The 17,623-nt window shown below is 69.7% G+C and carries 14 protein-coding genes, 2 tRNA genes, 1 other RNA gene and 3 pseudogenes; 9 read left to right on the top strand and 11 right to left on the bottom strand.

The features are described 5' to 3' along the window. Positions 1–73: 73 nt before the first annotated feature. The 6 genes from GA0070613_RS10295 to ffs all read right to left on the bottom strand — a co-directional run bounded on the left by GA0070613_RS10295 (position 74) and on the right by ffs (position 7,039). Entirely contained in the window at positions 74–1,081 is a 1,008-nt protein-coding gene (locus GA0070613_RS10295; protein ID WP_089012080.1) for an ABC transporter permease, read from the bottom strand. Between the two features lie 101 nt (positions 1,082–1,182). Continuing rightward, a complete protein-coding gene (locus tag GA0070613_RS10290) occupies positions 1,183–2,853 on the bottom strand; it encodes an ABC transporter substrate-binding protein (RefSeq protein WP_089012079.1) in 1,671 nt (556 codons plus the stop codon). Positions 2,854–3,187: 334 nt separating this feature from the next. Next, entirely contained in the window at positions 3,188–3,781 is a 594-nt protein-coding gene (recR, locus tag GA0070613_RS10285; protein ID WP_089012078.1) for a recombination mediator RecR, read from the bottom strand. Positions 3,782–3,789: 8 nt separating this feature from the next. Beyond that, entirely contained in the window at positions 3,790–4,098 is a 309-nt protein-coding gene (locus tag GA0070613_RS10280; protein ID WP_231929814.1) for a YbaB/EbfC family nucleoid-associated protein, read from the bottom strand. Between the two features lie 95 nt (positions 4,099–4,193). Then, positions 4,194–6,842, bottom strand: a complete 2,649-nt coding sequence (locus GA0070613_RS10275) for a DNA polymerase III subunit gamma and tau (protein ID WP_089012077.1) — start codon at positions 6,840–6,842, stop codon at positions 4,194–4,196. A 107-nt stretch (positions 6,843–6,949) separates the two neighbouring features. Next, an RNA gene (gene ffs / locus GA0070613_RS10270) (signal recognition particle sRNA small type) lies at positions 6,950–7,039 on the bottom strand. A gap of 82 nt (positions 7,040–7,121) precedes the next feature. Between ffs and GA0070613_RS10265 the strand changes: the two genes are divergently transcribed. Continuing rightward, positions 7,122–7,206: transfer RNA gene (locus GA0070613_RS10265), tRNA-Ser, on the top strand. A 181-nt stretch (positions 7,207–7,387) separates the two neighbouring features. Here the strand turns inward: GA0070613_RS10265 and GA0070613_RS34590 are convergent. Next, a pseudogene (locus GA0070613_RS34590) lies at positions 7,388–7,540 on the bottom strand (site-specific integrase); the annotation flags it as partial. 161 nt (positions 7,541–7,701) lie between these two features. Here GA0070613_RS34590 and GA0070613_RS10255 point away from each other — a divergent pair. Then, the gene (locus tag GA0070613_RS10255) at positions 7,702–8,127 is read left to right on the top strand and encodes an MDR/zinc-dependent alcohol dehydrogenase-like family protein (protein WP_157746319.1); all 426 of its coding nucleotides are present in this window, start codon (positions 7,702–7,704) and stop codon (positions 8,125–8,127) included. 308 nt (positions 8,128–8,435) lie between these two features. On the opposite strand, the gene GA0070613_RS10250 is transcribed toward GA0070613_RS10255, so the two are convergent. Further along, positions 8,436–9,677: a WD40 repeat domain-containing protein gene (locus GA0070613_RS10250; protein WP_157746318.1), complete on the bottom strand. Its 1,242-nt coding sequence runs from the start codon at positions 9,675–9,677 to the stop codon at positions 8,436–8,438. Positions 9,678–9,688: 11 nt separating this feature from the next. On the opposite strand from GA0070613_RS10250, the gene GA0070613_RS31970 reads away from it, so the two are divergent. The 4 genes and pseudogenes from GA0070613_RS31970 (at position 9,689) to GA0070613_RS10230 (ending at position 12,488) form a co-directional block, all read left to right on the top strand. Further along, the gene (locus GA0070613_RS31970; protein WP_157746317.1) at positions 9,689–9,970 is read left to right on the top strand and encodes a hypothetical protein; all 282 of its coding nucleotides are present in this window, start codon (positions 9,689–9,691) and stop codon (positions 9,968–9,970) included. A 265-nt stretch (positions 9,971–10,235) separates the two neighbouring features. Beyond that, positions 10,236–10,850, top strand: a complete 615-nt coding sequence (locus GA0070613_RS10245) for a hypothetical protein (RefSeq protein ID WP_089012074.1) — start codon at positions 10,236–10,238, stop codon at positions 10,848–10,850. Positions 10,851–10,882: 32 nt separating this feature from the next. Beyond that, positions 10,883–11,359: a hypothetical protein gene (locus GA0070613_RS10240; protein ID WP_408630996.1), complete on the top strand. Its 477-nt coding sequence runs from the start codon at positions 10,883–10,885 to the stop codon at positions 11,357–11,359. A 493-nt stretch (positions 11,360–11,852) separates the two neighbouring features. Then, positions 11,853–12,488: pseudogene (locus GA0070613_RS10230) on the top strand (low temperature requirement protein A). 205 nt (positions 12,489–12,693) lie between these two features. Here GA0070613_RS10230 and GA0070613_RS10225 read toward each other — a convergent pair. Together GA0070613_RS10225 and rph are read right to left on the bottom strand one after the other, a co-directional pair. Continuing rightward, complete coding sequence (locus GA0070613_RS10225; RefSeq protein ID WP_089012070.1) at positions 12,694–13,209, bottom strand: putative immunity protein; 516 nt, start codon at positions 13,207–13,209, stop codon at positions 12,694–12,696. Positions 13,210–13,268: 59 nt separating this feature from the next. Further along, positions 13,269–15,866: a rifamycin-inactivating phosphotransferase gene (gene rph, locus GA0070613_RS10220; RefSeq protein ID WP_089012069.1), complete on the bottom strand. Its 2,598-nt coding sequence runs from the start codon at positions 15,864–15,866 to the stop codon at positions 13,269–13,271. Positions 15,867–16,172: 306 nt separating this feature from the next. On the opposite strand from rph, the gene GA0070613_RS10215 reads away from it, so the two are divergent. Both GA0070613_RS10215 and GA0070613_RS33355 read left to right on the top strand, forming a co-directional pair. Next, on the top strand, positions 16,173–16,415 hold the full coding sequence (locus GA0070613_RS10215) for a hypothetical protein (protein ID WP_089012068.1): 243 nt from the start codon (positions 16,173–16,175) through the stop codon (positions 16,413–16,415). 17 nt (positions 16,416–16,432) lie between these two features. Next, positions 16,433–16,566 (top strand): annotated as a pseudogene (locus tag GA0070613_RS33355) (site-specific integrase); the annotation flags it as partial. Between the two features lie 125 nt (positions 16,567–16,691). Here the strand turns inward: GA0070613_RS33355 and GA0070613_RS10210 are convergent. Next, positions 16,692–16,778, bottom strand: a tRNA-Ser gene (locus GA0070613_RS10210). Between the two features lie 75 nt (positions 16,779–16,853). On the opposite strand from GA0070613_RS10210, the gene deoD reads away from it, so the two are divergent. Continuing rightward, positions 16,854–17,561, top strand: coding sequence for a purine-nucleoside phosphorylase (deoD, locus tag GA0070613_RS10205; RefSeq protein ID WP_089012067.1), 708 nt, complete (start codon positions 16,854–16,856; stop codon positions 17,559–17,561). Positions 17,562–17,623 lie beyond the last annotated feature (62 nt).

The raw sequence follows: 17,623 nt of genomic DNA, 5'->3' as shown, positions 1-17,623 counted from the left end.
GCGGGCTTGTCGGTCCCGGGCGTGTCCGCGCCGTCGCGGGGGGCGGCCACGCCGGGCCGGGTGATCGGGTCACTCATCGCACACGCACCCTCGGGTCGATGAAGGCGTAGGAGAGGTCGACCAGGAGGTTGACCACCACGAAGACCAGCGCGGCCAGCAGGATCAGCGTCTGGAGCACCGGGTAGTCGCGACCGCCGCTGATCGAATCGGTGATCAGCGTGCCCAGACCGCCCCAGTTGTAGACCTTCTCGGTGAGTACCGCGCCGGAGAGCAGCGCGCCGGTCTGCAGGCCGATGGTGGTGACCACCGGCAGCAGGGCGTTGCGCAGGATGTGCCGCCCCCGGATGACCCGGTGCCGCAGGCCCTTGGCCTCGGCGGTGCGGACGTAGTCCTCGTTGAGCACGTCCAGCACGCTGGCCCGGGTGATCCGGACGATCACCGCCAGCGGGATGGTGGCCAGGGTGAACGCCGGCAGGATGAGGTGCCAGAGCGCGTCGGCGGTGGCATCGAACTCCCGGGTGAGCAGTCCGTCGAGGACGAAGAAGCCGGTGACCTCGGTGTTGTCCACGCCGGTGCTGAGCCGCCCGGAGGGCGGGAACCAGTGGATGTTCTGGGTGAAGACGTCCTTGAGCAGGTAGCCCAGGAAGAAGATGGGGATCGAGATGCCGAGCAGGGTGCCCGCGATGCTCAGATTGTCCAGCAGCCGGCCGCGGTGCCGGGCGGCGAGGTAGCCGAGCGGCACGCCGAGCCCGACCGCAATGATCAGAGCGGCCACGGCCAGCTCGATGGTGGCCGGGAAGGCGCGGCCGATCACCTCGGTGACCGCGTCACCGGTCCGGATCGAGTTGCCGAAGTCGCCGGTCACGACCCGCTGCATGAACTTGGCGTACTGCACCAGGATCGGCTGGTCGTAGCCGAGCGCCTTGGTCAGCAGCGCGCGCCGCTCGGGGGTGGCCCGCTCACCGAGCAGCGCCTCGATCGGGCCGCCGGGCAGGTTCCGCAACCAGACGAAGATGAGCGCGGACAGCGCTATCAGGGTCACCACCAGCTGGAGCAGGCGGCGGACTACGACTCGCAACATCTCTCACACCAGATTCTCGATATCAGCGGTTCGGCCCGGGCCGGGGCGTATGCCCGGCCCGGGCCGATTCCGCGTACGGCGTCAGTGGTTCAGCGGCCTGCTCAGCCGACGCTGACGGTGTTGAACCGCTCGTCGGTCAGCGGGCTGGCGACCAGACCCTTGACGTCCTTGGTGACGACGATGGCCGGCGGGGCGTGCCAGATCGGCACGGCCGGCAGCCACTTGGCGGCGATGTCGCGGTTGACCTGCTCCCAGGCGGCCTTCTTGCCGGCCTCGTCGACGGTGCCGTCGGCCTTGGTGATGGCGTCGAACATCTCGGTCATCGCCTGGTCGCCGAACTCGACCTTGCCGCGACCGAAGAAGGTGCCGACGAAGTTGCCCGGGTCGTTGTAGTCACCGGTCCACCCGAGGATGTGCAGGTCCTGCTTGCCGAACTGCTGCACGTCGTCCTTGTAGCCACCGTTCCACGGGCGGGCCACACCGTTGACCTTGATGCCGACGGCCTGCAGGTCGTTGGCGAGGACGGTGAAGATCTCCTGCGGGTTCGGCATGTACGGCCGGGAGACGTCGGTCGGGTAGTAGAAGTTGAGCGTCAGGTTCTGGACGCCCGCGTCCTTGAGCAGCTGCTTGGCCTTCTCCACGTTGTACTCGTACTTCTGCACGTCCGAGGCGTAGCCGAGCACGGTGTCCGGCATGAACTCGTCGGCGACCTTGGTGCCACCCGGGCCCTTGGTCTGGACGAGCTGCTGACGGTTGAGGGCGTAGGCGATCGCCTGCCGCACCCGCAGGTCCTTCAGCTTCGGGTTCTTCTGGTTGAAGCCCAGGTAGAGGATGTTGAACGCCGGGCGGTCGAGGACCTGGAAGCCCTCACCGGAGAGCGCCTTGCGGTCGGCCGGGGCCGGGAAGTCGATGCCCTGGACGGTACCGGCGCGCAGCTCCTGCTTGCGGGTGTTCTCATCCTTGATGACCTTGATGACGAGCTTGTCGACCTTGGCCTTGTCGCCCCAGTAGTCGGGGTTCCGGTTCAGGGTGATCTCACCCTTGGCCTTGTCCCACCCGCCGAAGGAGAACGGGCCGGTGCCGACCGGGTGCTCGTTGGCGAACGCGCTGTACTCGAAGGAGTCGCCGTTCTGCTTCACCGCGTCGGCGTCGTACTTCTTCAGCGCCTCCGGGCTGGCGATCGACAGCGCGGTCAGCGCGAAGGCACCGGGGAAGGCGCCCTTGTACTGGTTCATCGTGACGACGGCGGTGCCGTCGTCCTTGGCCTCGCACTTGTTGTAGACCGGCTTGCCGACGCCCTCTGCCTCGTTCTTGGCGAAGCCGCCGAAGACGTCCGAGTAGTAGATCATCTGGGACTGGGCGGCGGCGCCCTTCATGTTGAACCAGCGGTCGAAGTTGAAGCAGACCGCGGCGGCGTTGAAGTCCGTGCCGTCGTGGAACTTCACGCCCTTGCGGAGCTTGAAGGTCCAGACCTTGCCCTCGGCGTCGTGCTCCCAGCTCTCCGCCAGGGCGCCCTGCAGATCGGCCGTGCCCGGCTTGTTCTGGATGAGGGTGTCGTACATCTGGCGGATCGGCCGGAACGACTCACCGTCGTCGTTGAAGATCGGGTCGAAGTTCTTCGGGTCACCGGCCCCCGCGAAGACGAAGGTGCCGCCAGTCTTGGCGCCCCCGCTCTCACCGTCGCGCTCGCTCTTGGCGCAGCCGGACGCCCCGACCGCCAGAGCGGCAGCGGCCGCGAGGGCCACGGCCGCTTTAAGCCTGCCTGCCTGCATCTCTCACCTCTGTCATGCGCATGACCACGCCGAGTTGTGGCTCAGTCCGTGAGCGGGAGGCTATGACACGACACACAGAAGCGGAACGGCCGTTAGGCAATCGCTATCAAGCCGACACCAAGTAGCCGGGTCTGACAGTGCCGGATCTCCAGACAAACGGGACTGTCACAGCAGGAGGCCGATCGTGGGATCGGGCAGATCGCCACAAACCGGTCGACCGTGCGACCGGGATCTGTGGGCGTGGCGCTCGACACACTCGTCCCACATTCCGGGTACGTGGACGAAGCTGGCCGGCCCCCCGAGGAGGTGCCGGCCAGCGTGCCCGTGGTGTCGGTCAGACCGCCCGGCGGCCCTCGAACGCCCGACCCAGGGTGATCTCGTCGGCGTACTCCAGGTCGCCGCCGACCGGCAGTCCGCTGGCCAGCCGGGTCACCGAGATCCCCATCGGCTTCACCAGAAGGGCCAGGTACGTCGCGGTCGCTTCGCCCTCGGTGTTCGGGTCGGTGGCGAGGATCAGCTCGCGCACCGTGCCACCGCTCAGCCGGGTCATCAGCTCACGGATCCGCAGGTTGTCCGGGCCGATCCCCTCCAGCGGGTTGATCGCCCCGCCGAGCACGTGGTACCGGCCGCGGAACTCACCGGTCCGCTCGATCGCCACCACGTCCTTCGGCTCCTCGACCACGCAGAGCACCTCGTCGGTGCGCCGCGCGTCGCGGCAGATCCGGCACTGCTCCGACTCGGCCACGTTGAAGCAGGTGGTGCAGAACCGCACCAGCTCCTTCACCTTGCGCAGCGCGCCGGCCAGCCGGTTCACATCGGCGGGATCCGCCGACAGGACGTGGAAGGCGATCCGCTGGGCGCTCTTCGGGCCCACGCCCGGCAGCCGCCCCAGCTCGTCGATCAGGTCCTGGATGGCACCCTCGTACATCTGCCGGCTCAGAACCCGGGCAGGCCGAGGCCGCCCATGCCGCCCGCGACCGGGCCCATCTTCTGCTCGGTCAGCTCCCGGGCCGCCTCGGCGGCGTTGTGCACTGCCGCGACGACCAGGTCCTCCAGGGTCTCCACGTCCTCCGGGTCGACCGCCTTCGGGTCGATCTTGATGGACTTCAGCTCGCCGGTGCCGGCGACCGTCGCGGTGACCAGGCCGCCGCCCGCGGTGCCGGTCAGCTCCGCGTCGGCCAGCTCGGCCTGAGCCTTGGCGATCTGCTGCTGCATCTTCTGCGCCTGCTTCAGCATCTGCTGCATGTTCGGCTGTCCACCTGGGCGCACGGATGGCTCCTTCTCACACTCGTCTGCTCGGCCGCCGCCCAGCCTAATCGGGCGGCGGCACACGTCCGCGCTCAGCGCGCGTCCACCTCGTTGATCTTCTCCGCCCCGAACGCCTCCCGGAGCAGCTGCACCGCCTGCTCCTCGCTGGACTGCCGGGCGGTCCGCTCGTCGATCACCTCGTCCAGCGGCTCGTCGCCCGGGTCGAAGCCCTCGTACGCCGGCGCCGCCGCGGCCGGGCGTCCGCCACCGCGGATCGGCCCGTCGTAGTCCGGGTCATACGGGGGCTCGCCGGCCCAGTCGGCGTCCGCGGTCTTCCGCGCCGGCTGGCCGGCCCGAGCTCCCTTGGCGGCGCCCGCACCGGCCGCCGCCGCCCGGGCCGCCGCGATCGCGCTGCTCACCGGGGCCTGGCTCACCGCCGGGCCGTCCTGGGGGGCGGCCGGCTTCGGTACGGCCGGCGCGCTGGCCGTGGTCGTGGGGGCGGCCGGCACCGTGGCCGTCGCCGTGGGGGCGCTCGCCCCGGCCGCCGTCGCGCCGCCGGGACGGGCCGGCTCCGGCCAGTCGCCCGCGCCACCGACGGCTGCCGGGCCGCCGGGGCGGGCGGGCTCCGGCCAGTCCGCATCCCCACCCGCGCCGCCACCGGGACGGGCCGCCTCGGGCCAGTCCTCCTCCTCGACGGCGGCGGTGGGCGTACCGGCGGGCTGGCCGCTCGACTCGACGCGTGCCGGACCGTCGACTCGCCCACCAGGGGTGGCCCGGCGCCCGGACGGGCCACCGGGGCCCACGCCGTTGGCGGGACCGGACCCGGCCGGGCCACCGGGCGGCGTGGGGGCGGCGGGCGGCGGGGCGGCCGGGCGGGCCGGGGCGGCGGAGCGTGACCCGCCGCCGAGCGACACCCCGCCCCGCTCGCCCGCCACCTCGCAGCGGATCTGCCAGCGACCGCCCAGCTCCTCGTAGAGCGCGTCGGTGAGCACCGGGGCGTGGTCGGACATCATCTTGGCCAGCACCGTCGACTTCACCGTCAGCACCAGCGTGTCGCCGTCCAGCTCCCGGACAACCGCGTCGCGCATCAGCGCCGCGATGCGCTTGTTGGTCCGGTTGACCTTGCCGACCACCTCCGGCCAGACCCGGCGTACCGCGACCGCGTCCAGGGCACCGGACGCGGCGGCGCCGGGGCGGGGCGGCTCGGGAGTGGCCGGGTCGGGCAGCACGGCCGACGGCGGCACCACCCGGCGGGCCGGGGCGCCGGACTCCGGGGCGGCAGCGGTGGCCGGGCCGGCGGCTGCCGGGCCACCGGCCGGGGCGGAACCGCCCGGGGCCGGGTCGGCGGAACCGCCCGGGGCCGGGTCAGTCGCTGCCGGGGCGGGGCGGGAACCGGCGGCCACGGCGGCGGCGCGGGCGGCGGCCGCCGCGGACGGGACACCGGCAGCCGCCGGCGTGCCGGCCGTCTCCGGCTGGGGCGCGGCGGCAGCCGCGGTCGGGGCGGGAGGCTCCTGGCGTACCGGAGAAGCGGGGGCGACCGGCGCGGACCCGGCGGCGACCGGCGGCAGTTCGCCGCCGCCCAGGGTGAGCCGGCGCTCCATCCGCTCCAAGCGCTGCAGCAGCCCGCCGGTGGAGTCGTCGGCGCCGGGCAGCATCATCCGGGCGCAGATCAGCTCGAGCAGCAGCCGGGGCGCGGTGGTGCCGCGCATGTCGACCAGGCCGTTGTGCACGATGTCGGCGCAGCGGGACAGGGTGCCCGGGCCGAGCCGCTGGGCCTGGGCGGCCATCCGCTCGATCTGGTCGGTCGGGCCGTCGATCAGCCCCTTGGCCGCGGCGTCCGGCACCTGCTGGAGGACGATCAGGTCGCGCAGCCGTTCCAGCAGGTCCGAGGCGAACCGGCGCAGATCGTGCCCGGCCTCGGCGACCCGGTCGACGGTGGCGTACGCGGCGGCGCCGTCCCCGGCGGCGAGCGCGTCGCACATCTCGTCGATCAGCGCCGAATCGGTCACGCCGAGCAGCGCGGCGGCCCGAGCGTAGCCGACCCCCTCCGGGCCGGCGCCCGCGATGAGCTGGTCGAGCACGGAGAGGCTGTCCCGCATGCTGCCCCCACCGGCGCGCACCACCAGCGGGAAGACCGCCGGCTCGACGGTCACCCCCTCCGCCTCGGTGAGCTGCTCCAGGTACGGCCGGAGCACCTTCGGCGGGAACAGCCGGAACGGGTAGTGGTGGGTCCGCGACTTGATCGTGCCGAGGACCTTCTCCGGCTCGGTGGTGGCGAAGATGAACTTGACGTACTCCGGCGGCTCCTCGACCAGCTTGAGCAGGGCGTTGAAGCCGGCCGACGAGACCATGTGCGCCTCGTCGATGATATAGATCTTGAAGCGGCTGCTGGCCGGGGCGAAGAAGGCCTTCTCGCGCAGCTCCCGGGCGTCGTCGACGCCGCCGTGACTGGCCGCGTCGATCTCGATGACGTCGATCGAACCGCCGCCGTCGGGGGCCAGCGAGCGGCAGGACCCGCACGTCCCGCACGGCTCGGGGGTGGGGCCCTGCTCACAGTTGAGCGAGCGGGCCAGGATCCGGGCGCTGGAGGTCTTGCCGCAGCCGCGCGGGCCGGAGAAGAGGTAGGCGTGGTTGAGCCGGCCGCTGCGCAGCGCCTGGGACAGCGGCTCGGTGACCTGCTCCTGGCCGATCATCTCGGCGAAGGTGCGCGGCCGGTACTTGCGGTAAAGGGCCAGTGCCACCCGTACCGCCTCCTCTCGACCGAGCCATTCTGCGCCGGTCAGGCGCGGGTGACCACCCACCACCCCGTGACCCGACCCGCAGGGACGCTACCGGCACCCGGAGACAGAAAGGCCTCCCGTGCACCCGGCAGAGCTCGCTTATCCTTGCTGCCTTCCGGCCCTGGGGAGGTTCACGAGATACCGCCGCACGGGAGGTGCCACCCAGCCTACCCGACCCGGCGTGGATCTTCAGGGGGTGGTGGGGTGGCCGGGCCGTCGGGGACCTGTATCCTGGCTCGCGGAGGATTCGCCTAGAGGCCTAGGGCGCACGCTTGGAAAGCGTGTTGGGTTTACACCCTCACGAGTTCGAATCTCGTATCCTCCGCTCTTCTGAGCAGCACAAACGCGAGGGCCGGCCCCATCAGGGACCGGCCCTTCGTCGTCTCTACGTCGCTCTCGTCTCAGTTGTCGTCTCACTTGCCCTGTGCCGGTCGTCGTAGTCGGTCGCCTGGTGGATAGCCTCGCCGGTCGGTGAGGCGAACACCCAGCCCTCATCGTTCGTTCACTCGCTCCGGGCACTGGCCGGGCACCTTCTGCTCGCATTTTCCCTCACAGCCGTGGGGCCATTTCGGCCGGAGAAGCGCTCGGCGCACGGTCAGCCTCCCGTTGTCCAAATCCACGTCCGACCATTTCAGGCCGAGCGCTTCACCCTGCCGCAGGCAAATTCTTGTTGTACCTCTTGTCGTGGCGTGGGAAGTGGGTAGTGGTGCCTGGCTGTTGCACTTACAGCCAGCCGGACCTGGGGGAAGCTCTGGCTGGCGCGCGCTGGGGCGGCGCGACCGTCATCGGAACAGTGCGCCGACATGGCGACCTGGAGCACGTGAACGCCTCGGCCGTCAGGCACGCTGTCGCTCTCGACGAGCCCGATCCGGCCAGCGCCATCCGCGAACATGCGCCAGAGGGCGTGGACCGGATCATCGAAGTCGCATTCTCCGACAACGTTGACCTCGATTCCGCTGTGGCGAAGAATCAGACAGTCATCGCCGCTTACGCCACCCGACGCGAGCGCCCTGACTTCCCGTTCTGGCCGATGCTGTTCGACAACGTCACCATCCGGCTACTCGGCAGCGACGACTTCCCCATCGAGGCAAAGCAGCAAGCCGGGGCCGACCTGACGGCCGCCGCGCAGGACGGAGCGTTGTCCATCGCGATCGGCGACCCGTTGCCCCTCGAACGCACAGCTGAAGCCCACGACCGCGTCGACGCAGGCGCCCGTGCGCGGGTGCTGCTGGCCATCCCCGACTGATCCAGGAAGGGTACCGCCTCCAGGTCGTACCGCAGGCCCTGCAGACCTGGCGGCCGGCTGCCGGCGAAGTGGACGCTCCCATTTTTGACAAGGGTCCACATGCGGGACCCGACATCAGTCGTTGACATCAACGGTGGCGGCCGAGGCCGAACGAGTGCGGACGGGTGTCGCCTCCGAGCCGAACCCGGTGGACATCAGCGGACGCGACGACCTTCGCCGAAAGCGGCCTCCGGCTCCTCAACGCGGCGCCGCAGCCGGTGACGACCGCCGATCGCCCGGCCCGCCGGTGACGGGCCGGGCGTCGGGTGTCACGGCAGGGTACGGATCCGCAAGGTCACCATCTCCGGCTCGGCCAATTGGTCGGTGACCGCGTAGATCTTGTTGCCGGACACGGCCAGCCCGCCGTTGACCAGGTTGTGCGCCCACGTCTCCTGGTTCGGCAGGTGCCCGAACTCGTACGTGGCGATCGGCGTGGTGCCGCCCGGCTCGAAGACCCAGACGTCCTTGTCGTACGACGAGTCGGTGCCGGCCACGACGAGGCCGTCGGGCCGGATCGCCACGGCGTTCGGGTACGGCACGGTCGGGTACCGGTGCACCTCGACGAGGTCGGACGTGCGCAGGACCGGGTGGTAGTACGGCGCGCCCGAGGGGACGATCACCTCGGTGCCGTCCGGGGTCACCTCCAGCTGCGCGACCGAGCCACCGTCGGTGCGGCTGATCGCCCGCTGGACGAGCCCCGTCGCGGTGGCCTCGAAGCGGACCAGCAGGGCCGGGCTGGTGCCCGTCGCGCCGGCGATCAGCATGTCGGGCTGAGCGGGCGAGGTGGCCAGCAGCATTGCCGAGCTGATCCGCTCGTCGATGGCGTCGACGGCGTTCACGTAGAACTTGCCGGTCGCGAGGTCGACCCGGCCGATGCCCGCCGTGGGCTCGTTCTCGCACCCCCAGGAGACCCAGAGCTGACCGGCCGCGAAGGCCATGTCCTTCGGGCACGTCATGGTCCCGTCGGTCTTCCCGGTGAACTGCCCGTCCAGTTCCCAGGTGTCCAGGTCGACGATCCTGAGCCAGTCCTGGTCGCCGGCGGCGATGTAGAGCTTGCTGCCGTCCGGGCTCAGCGTCATCCCGGCGGCCCCCGGCGCGATACCCTGAAGGGTGCGAAGGACGTTGCCGTCCAGGTCGGTGACGATCAGACCGTCGGTGCCCTTGCCCCCCGTGATGTAGACCCGGCCGCGTGCCTCGTCTGCCAGGATGTCGCCGAACCGGAAGCCGGTGACGTACCCCGGGATCGGGATCTGGACGTTCACGTCGGTGCTCGGAGGCGAGGGGGTGGTGGTCGGGGTCGGCGTCGGACTGGCGGTCGGGCTGGACGTCGGCGAAGGGCTGGGAGGTGGCTTCCGTCCCGGCCGCGGAGAGTTGGGCGCCTTGTCGACCTTGGACGTCGTGCGGTCGGCGACCAGTTGCGCCTCCGCCGCGCTGCCGTCGGCGGACCGGTCGCTGCCCGCCACGGCGGTGCCCGCACCGGCGGCTAGGAGGGCGAGCACGCTCACCCCCACTATCCAGATCCGTGTGCGCCGGCCCCTCTGTGCTGTTCGGCTCATCGTTCCCCGTTCGTGATCCGATACGCGACGCGAGCTGGGATCGGACCCTGGCCCGCCGACCAGAAGGCGCTCCGAAGTGCGCAGACGTTACGCCCGTCCCGCCCAACCTGATCGACCAGAACTGGCTGTGGGTGGAGTTCGGTGGCGAGTTGCTCGATGCCGCCATGGCCGACGTCTACAAGCTGGAGCCCGTGGCCGGCACGGGCCCGCCATGGATTTACGTCTGGGCGCCGGGGGCCGACCTTTAGATCAGCATGATCGCGCGCCGTGGCGAACCGGCCCGATCAAGCGCGTATGGGGCCGACCAGACTTGGAAAGCGTGTTGGGTTTACACCCTCACGAGTTCGAATCTCGTATCCTCCGCTCGCTCACACGAAGGGCCGGCCCCCGCACACGGACCGGCCCTTGGTCGTACGCCGGAGCCCTTGATCGGCGGTACGTTGCCCTCAGCCGCACCCCTAGATCCGTCGTACACATGTTCCATCCACAGCCTGTGGACGCCGAGAGGATCGGATGAGTTACGAGCTCAGCGCGGTCGTGGCCGACGTCGAGCTGCTCCGCGAGCAGACCGTCGGCCTGGACCACGCCGTGCTCGCCGCACTCCGGCAGGACTTCGCCCTGCTCCCGGTGACCCCGCAGCTGATCGAGGAGGTGACCAGCGCGCTGCCGGACTTCGCGACCGGGGAGCCGTCCGCAGCGCAGCCGTTCCGGCTCGTCCTCTCGCCCGCGCTGGCGGAGCTGCTGGCCCGCTGGTCGCAGCAGGGGCCGGTGGCGTACTTGGAGGCCGAGTTCGCCGGCGGGTTCGGCCATCAGTCGTCGATGGTCTGGTTGGGCGGCGAGGTGAGCTGGGGGCCGTACTTCGACGGCACGCTCGATCGTCCGCGGGCCGAGTGGCCGATCAACGCCGCGCTCGCCCGACTGGGCGCGGAGCCCGGACCGTGGATCGACCCCTTCGCCGAACTGGGCCTGCACCTGGAACGCGACACCGCCGGCTGGCTGGCGCACGGTCGGCGCGGCCTGAGCGCCGACTACTGGGACGAGCTGGCCGAGGAGTGGGAAGGCCGGCAATCTGCCGCGGAGCAGCAACCTCACCGTCCCGGTCCCGTTGGGGACTGGGGGATTCCATGACATTGCGACAATTTGCGTTCATTGCCACGCTGATAGTGGCTGCCTCGATCGCCGGCAGCGGTCCGCGTCCGCTGCTGCCGGCCGACGGCACCGAGGTGATGGACCTGCGCGGGCTCCGCGACGTCGAATTCGGCGACACCGAGGCGGAGCTGAGCGACCGGGGCGTGCTCCGCACCGACGTCGATGCCTGCGGCCCGACGCTCGCCGGGCCCGGCGCGGTCAGCCCGATCTTCGTCGACGACCGGCTGGTGCTGCTCTGGGTCGACGACCAGGTCAGCACGCCGGAGGGGATCACGGTCGGCACGCCGGTCGACCAGGTCTGGGCGAACTATCCGTCAGTCATCGAACTACGGGCCCCACAGGGGACGTACCGGTTCGACGGGCTGTTTGCGCGCAGCGGGGACCGGGCGTACCTCTTCCTGCACGACGGGCAGACGATCCGCAGGACGGTCGCCGGATACGCCGACTGGGCGCGCCGCCTCTTCGACGAGGGTTACGGCCCCTGCTGACCGGAGGTCGACGGCCGCCGCGCAGCACACGGTGACCGATCACGGGTTGTGGATCCTCCCCATGGGACAGTAGAGACGACGCATGCGTCGGGTAACCATGGTCGCCCTGTCGGTGATCGTCGTGGCTCTGCTGGTAACTCGCCACCGAACTCCACCCACAGCCAGTTCTGGTCGATCACGTTGGGCGGGACGCCGTCCTCGTCGACGGGCACCAGGCAATTTCGCCCGTTCCCGCCTGGCGCTCACCCTGCCCGCCCGTAGAACCCGGGTAACTCTCCGCCACCTGTGGCACTGGCCCGACGCCTTGCCAAGGTCGACGAGCTGATCAGAACCGGCGGCGACGGCTGGAAGGAACTGATCGGCCTCTACCGTCGCCCACCACGGGCGAGGCCGTTGGACCCCAGGCCGCAGTAGCACATCCACCTCCACCAGCGCTGCCGGGTGGTACGACTGTTTCCGAGGCTGACAGAAGCGGCAGAAACGGGGCGAACCGATGGCGGGTGGCGCAGCCCGGCTGGTGCGGGGACCGGAGGAACGGCGGGCGACGTTCCTGGACCTGTTCTTCGACCTGGTGTTTGTCTTCGCGATCTTCCGGCTCTCGCAATGGCTGCTGGACCATCTGAACTGGCGCGGGGCTTTCCAGACGCTGGTGCTGCTGCTCGCCGTGGCTTAGGTGTGGGACCAGACGTCGGCGGTAGCCGACAGGTTCGACCCTCGGCGGCCGGCGATACAGGTGCTGTTCATCGGGTGCATGTTCGGCAGCTTGGTGCTGGCGGCCGCGGTGCCTGAGGCGTTCGGCGAACATAGCCTGGTCTTCGCCGGCGCGTACGTCGTCGTCCAGGTCGGTCGCAGCCTGTTTCTCGTGATCGTGACGCGTGGCGACGAGCGGCAGCGTCCCGAGATGCGGATGTTGTTCTGGTACGGCGTGTCGGCGGTGCCGTGGATCGCGGGCGTTGCCGTGCAGGGTTGGCCGCGTGGGGTGCTGTGGGCGCTGGCGGTGGCCGTGGATTACACGGTGGTCAGACTCGGCTGGCCCACGCCGAGGCTGGGCCGCACCAGTGCGGCGGGCTTGTCGGTCTCGGGCGGGGCCCGAAGACGCCCACCCGAGCCGCCCTCACCACCTGGCTAGCCGGAAAGTGTCACCCACGTCCCGAGACTGATCGGACACGGACGTCCTGAGACTCGACATCGCCGGCAGCCGGCTTGTCCCGTCAGGGACATGCTTGACAAGTGCGTCCAACCAGACGCTTGACATGATCCTCAAGACGCGTCGCGCTCATCGCGGCAGATCCGGATGAGCGCTGGGGTGGGCTCGTAGCCCCACGCCTGCCCGCTCAGCACTCAAACACCGACCAGCAGATGTCGTTCCGCAACCGCTGGTCGTCGAGCACGAGATCGCGAATCGCGTCCGGGAGTTGGTCACGCTGCCATCGGCACTCCAGTCGCCCTGCGGCATCGCTCTCGCCTTCTGGCACGGCAGCACGTACGGCCTTGATGGCATAGGCGGCCGCGCCGAGTTCGTGCGCGGCGACGTGTGCGACGGCCCCCGCCTGGCCAGCAGCGTACGCGGCATGCCGGGCTGCCCCACGCAGGTCCCTGGCCGCGCCCATTGCATGGCCGCCCGCCGCGCGAGCCTGCATCATCGTGACCTCACCACGCACCCAGGCGCGGGCGTGCTCGATCGCTTCCCGTGGTCGTGAGTCCTCAGGCTGAACCGACTCAAACAGGTGAAGGACGTGCTCCGCGCACAACGCGGCCCAAATAGCGAGCAGATGATGATCCGAATCAGTGAGGGTTCCACCGCGACGAAGCGTGATGAGGCGAGGGTCCCGGACCTTCGGGAGGATCATGGTTGGGCGCTCCTTCGAAGGGGACAGGCCGCGGCACGACCGGGCGTTCTTGTGATCAGTCAAGGCAGAATCTCGACGTACCCGTCGGTTCCGTGCACGCGGATCCGCTGCCCATCGGGGATCAGTCGGGTGGCATCGACCACACCGACGACGGCCGGCAATCCGTACTCCCGTGCGATCACTGCGCCGTGAGTCATCAATCCTCCGACCTCCGTCACTAAGCCTGCGATGGCGACAAAGAGGGGCGTCCAGCTGGGGTCCGTGTGGGCCGTGACGAGGATGTCGCCCGGTTCGAGATCGGCCCGTGCCATGTCCAGGATGACGCGGGCCCGCCCTTCGACGGTCCCGGCGGAGACCGGTAGGCCGATCAGCGCGCCGGCCGGCATATCGTCGCGTCGGTACGCCCCGGCGATGACCTCGCCATCCGACGTGAGCACCCGGGGCGTCGTGAGTGCTTGATACGACCTGAACGCGTCCTTGCGCCGGCCGATGAGCTGGTCATCCACGCGGTTCGTGCGCACGACGTCGTGGAGCTCCTGGAACGTGAGGTAGAAGATGTCTTCCCTCTCACGAAGTACGTGGGCCTGCACGAGGCGCTCGGCTTCTTCCAACAAGGCCTGCTTGTACACGAAGTAGCGGCTGACCATGCCGTACTTCGGATACTCCCGGTACCCGATGAAGGTCCGGACCCGGTCGATCATCCGCTTCGTCTCTTCGGCCTTGCGCTCCCCGTCCGGCAGGGCCCGCAAGCGCTCCAGCAGCTCCTGCTCCTTCTTCCAGGCCTCCTGCCGCCCTTGCTCGAAGCGCCGCTCGCCGGCTCCCGGCTCGAAGTTTCTGATGTTGCCGAGGATCATGGGCACGAGCGTGGAGGGGCGTTCACTCCAACGCGGCCGGGTGATGTCGATCTCGCCGACGCAGCGCATGCCGTACTTGTCGAGCCAGGTCTCGATGGCGTCTCGCGCTTCCCGCCCGCCCGTGAGCTTGGGCAGCTCGTCCAGGAAACCCTCGTCCTCGACGTGCTGCAGAAGCGCCACCACGTCCGGATGTGGGCGGATCACGTCAGCGACGCCCAGGAGCGCCAGCCCCATCTCCGACGTGACGTTGTGGGGCACGGACTGCGTGAGCGTGTCCGCCGCGTTCTTCTCGCCCAGCCACGCCTCCAGCTGCTCGTTGAGCCACCACGTGGCCTCCATCGCCGACATGAACACCTGATGGCTCTGCGGATCGAACAAGATCCGCTTCAGCTCCGGGATGTCCGCCCGGATGAAGTCGAGCAGCGCCTCTCCGGACTTCGTGCGGATGTCGCGTTCCGACGCGGCGATGGATGCCTCGCTGCGCCCGATCAGCTCGGTGACGATGGCCGGATCGGTCTCGATCGGGGCTGGCGCGCCGCCAAACAGTGGCCCGGGGGGACCCTCGTCGGGGAGCGGCCGGATGAAGCCGTCGCGCTCGAGGATGGTCTGCAGCGCGTCCTCGGTCAGCGGATCGGATCTCCCCGCGAGCTCCAGGAGGCCGGCGCGGCTCGTCGGCGAGGCCAGCCTTTGGGTGACGTCGACGAACAGGCGGCCGCCGGCCTCGGCCATGGGCGCGGGGGTCGTCATCTGCCAGAAGGAGAGCCCCAGGGGCTTCATGGGGTCGGTCATCATCTGCTGATGGCCGACGGAGACATAGACGTGGTTCTCCCGGTCGCCGGACTCGGGGATGGGGAACAGCGTGGTGATCGGCCGGCTCTGGACGATCTGGAAGCCGTCGTCGACCAGGCACCATTCGATGTCCTGGGGGCGGCCGAAGTGCGCTTCGATCCGCCGGCCGAGCTGCGCGAGCCGTACGACCTGCGCATCCGTCAGCGCCGGCTGGTCCTGCCGCTCCGGGTCGATCGCCTGTTCCTGCGTCCCGCCCGCCGGCGAGGCGTGGATGGCGAGCTGCTTGGCGCCGACCGCCTTGGCGACGACCTCGCCGTCGCGCACCTTGTAGACGTCCGGGTTCACCAGGCCGGAGACCAGGGCCTCGCCGAGGCCGAAGCTGGCCTCTACGGAGGCGACCCTTCGGTTGGACGTGACGGGGTCGGCCGTGAAGAGGATGCCGGCCGCCTGCGGGAAGACCATCTGCTGCACGACCACGGCCATGTGGACCGTACGGTGGTCGATGCCGTTCCGCTGGCGGTAGGTCACGGCCCGCTCGGTGAACAGCGAGGCCCAGCACCGGCTGACGTGCTGGAGGATCGCGGCCGGGCCCACGACGTTCAGGTACGTGTCCTGCTGGCCGGCGAAGGAGGCTGTCGGTAGGTCCTCTGCCGTCGCGCTGGATCGGACGGCGTAGGCTGCTTGCTCGCCGAGCTGGGCGAGAGCGCGGGTGATCGCCGCCGCGAGATCGCCCGGGATGGCGATCCCTTCGATGGTCCGGCGGATCTCCGCGCTGAGCGTGCGGATCGCCTCCCGGTCGTCCGGGTTCAGGCGCGACAGCTGATCGAGCCGACTGTCGATCGACGGCGCTTCCGCCATGATCCGCCGGAAGGCCTCCGTCGTCACGCAAAAGCCAGCCGGCACGCGGATGCCGTCGATCCGCGACAGCCCGCCCAGGTGCGCGCCCTTGCCGCCGACGACCGCGATCTGCATCTCGTCAACCTCTTGAAGACCCAACACGTACTGCTCGATCATCGCGATACCTCCGGGTCAGCCGCGCGCCGTTGCCCTGCACTGGCCGGTCGAATCACCGGCGTCTCGAGCTCCATAGGTCGACAACAACACACGCACGTCGTGCCCCCATGTCGTCGTCCGTTCTTGGTCCGGCCGACGATTCTGCAGCGCGACCCGGGTCTTGCGGCAAGCCCCCCAGTCCGCTATACGTTAAAAGTGGCAAGGAGTGAGATCTCCTTGCCTTGCCTTTTGGTCGTCCGAGTAGCCGCAGCACACGACGGCTCGGCGGCACTGTCAAAGATTGATGCTGGCTGAGACGATCCAGTCGTGAGCCTGCTCGCGTACCTCTGGGGTGTGATCTTCGGGCGCCCGCAGGACCTGGTCGAGGCTCAAACGTCCGGCGCCTGGCAACGGGTCGTGGACGCTTTCTCCTCCGATCAAGCCGTTCTCGTTTGGGATCAGAAGATCACGGAAGAGCAGGCTCGCGCCGCCATCGCGGAGCGGTTCCCCGAGATGACGTCGGACGAGGTTGCTCATGCACTTGCTCGCGGCATGTTCCTGACTCGGTGATCAGGCACGGCGAGACAGGAGTGGCCGGGCGGGCCGTGATGGGCATCATGGGCTGGTCGAACTCGCTGTGGCCGCCCGGTACCAGCACCTGACCGCTCAAGTCCGCCGGGACATCGCCCAGCGCGTCGGTGGGCTGCTCTGGGAACGGCCGCCGGGCGACGGCGCAGGCGGGCGGAAACCGGCCTCTTCAGCATCAACCGAGACCAAAACTGAGACCGGAAGCGGAAAGCCCGGCCAATCCGTGGGGATCGACCGGGCGTTCTCGCATTTCACGAGCGGTGGCGGCGGGATTTGAACCCGCGGAGGGCGTAAACCCTCACACGCTTTCGAGGCGTGCTCCTTAGGCCACTCGGACACGCCACCGCCGAGTAGGGTACAGGACCCCGGGTCTGGACGCCGAACCGGTATCGCCGACGCGGGCCTGGCAGGATCTTTGCCATGAGTACGCACATCGGCGCTGAGCCGGGAGAGATCGCCGAGCGGGTCCTGATGCCGGGTGACCCACTGCGGGCCAAGTGGATCGCGGAGACCTACCTCGAGGATGCCCGGTGCTACTCGACCGTCCGCGGCATGCTGGGCTTCACCGGCCGCTGGAACGGCGTCGAGGTCTCCGTCCAGGGCTCCGGCATGGGCATGCCGTCCGCCTCCATCTACGCCCATGAACTGATCAACGACTACGGGGTGAGGACCCTGATCCGGGTCGGTTCCTGCGGTGCCCTCACTGAGGACCTCCAGCTGCGGGACGTGGTCGCGGCCATCGGCTCGTCCACCGACTCGAACATGAACCGGATGCGCTTCGACGGGCTGATCGACTACGCCCCCGTGGCCGACTTCGGGCTCCTGCGCACCTCGGTCGAGGTGGCCGAGCGGCGCGGCATCACCATGCACGTCGGGCCGATCCTGGCGGCGGACGCCTTCTACACCGACCGGCCGGACCTCTACGACACCCTCGCCGACTACGGCGTGCTGGCCGTCGAGATGGAGTCCGCCGCGCTCTACACCATCGCCGCCCGGTTCAAGGCGCGGGCGCTGACCATCCTGACCGTCAGCGACCACATCAAGACCGGCGAGAAGACCACCTCCGCCGAGCGCGAGCAGACCTTCAGCCAGATGGTCGAGATCGCCCTCGACACCGCCATCGCCTGACCCTGTCGGAGTCTTCGCCGCCCCGTCACCTCCGGTGGCGGGGCGGCTGCGTTCCAGATCAC

Source organism: Micromonospora inositola, assembly GCF_900090285.1.
Lineage (GTDB): Bacteria > Actinomycetota > Actinomycetes > Mycobacteriales > Micromonosporaceae > Micromonospora > Micromonospora inositola.
This window is presented reverse-complemented; position numbering and strand designations above follow the sequence as displayed.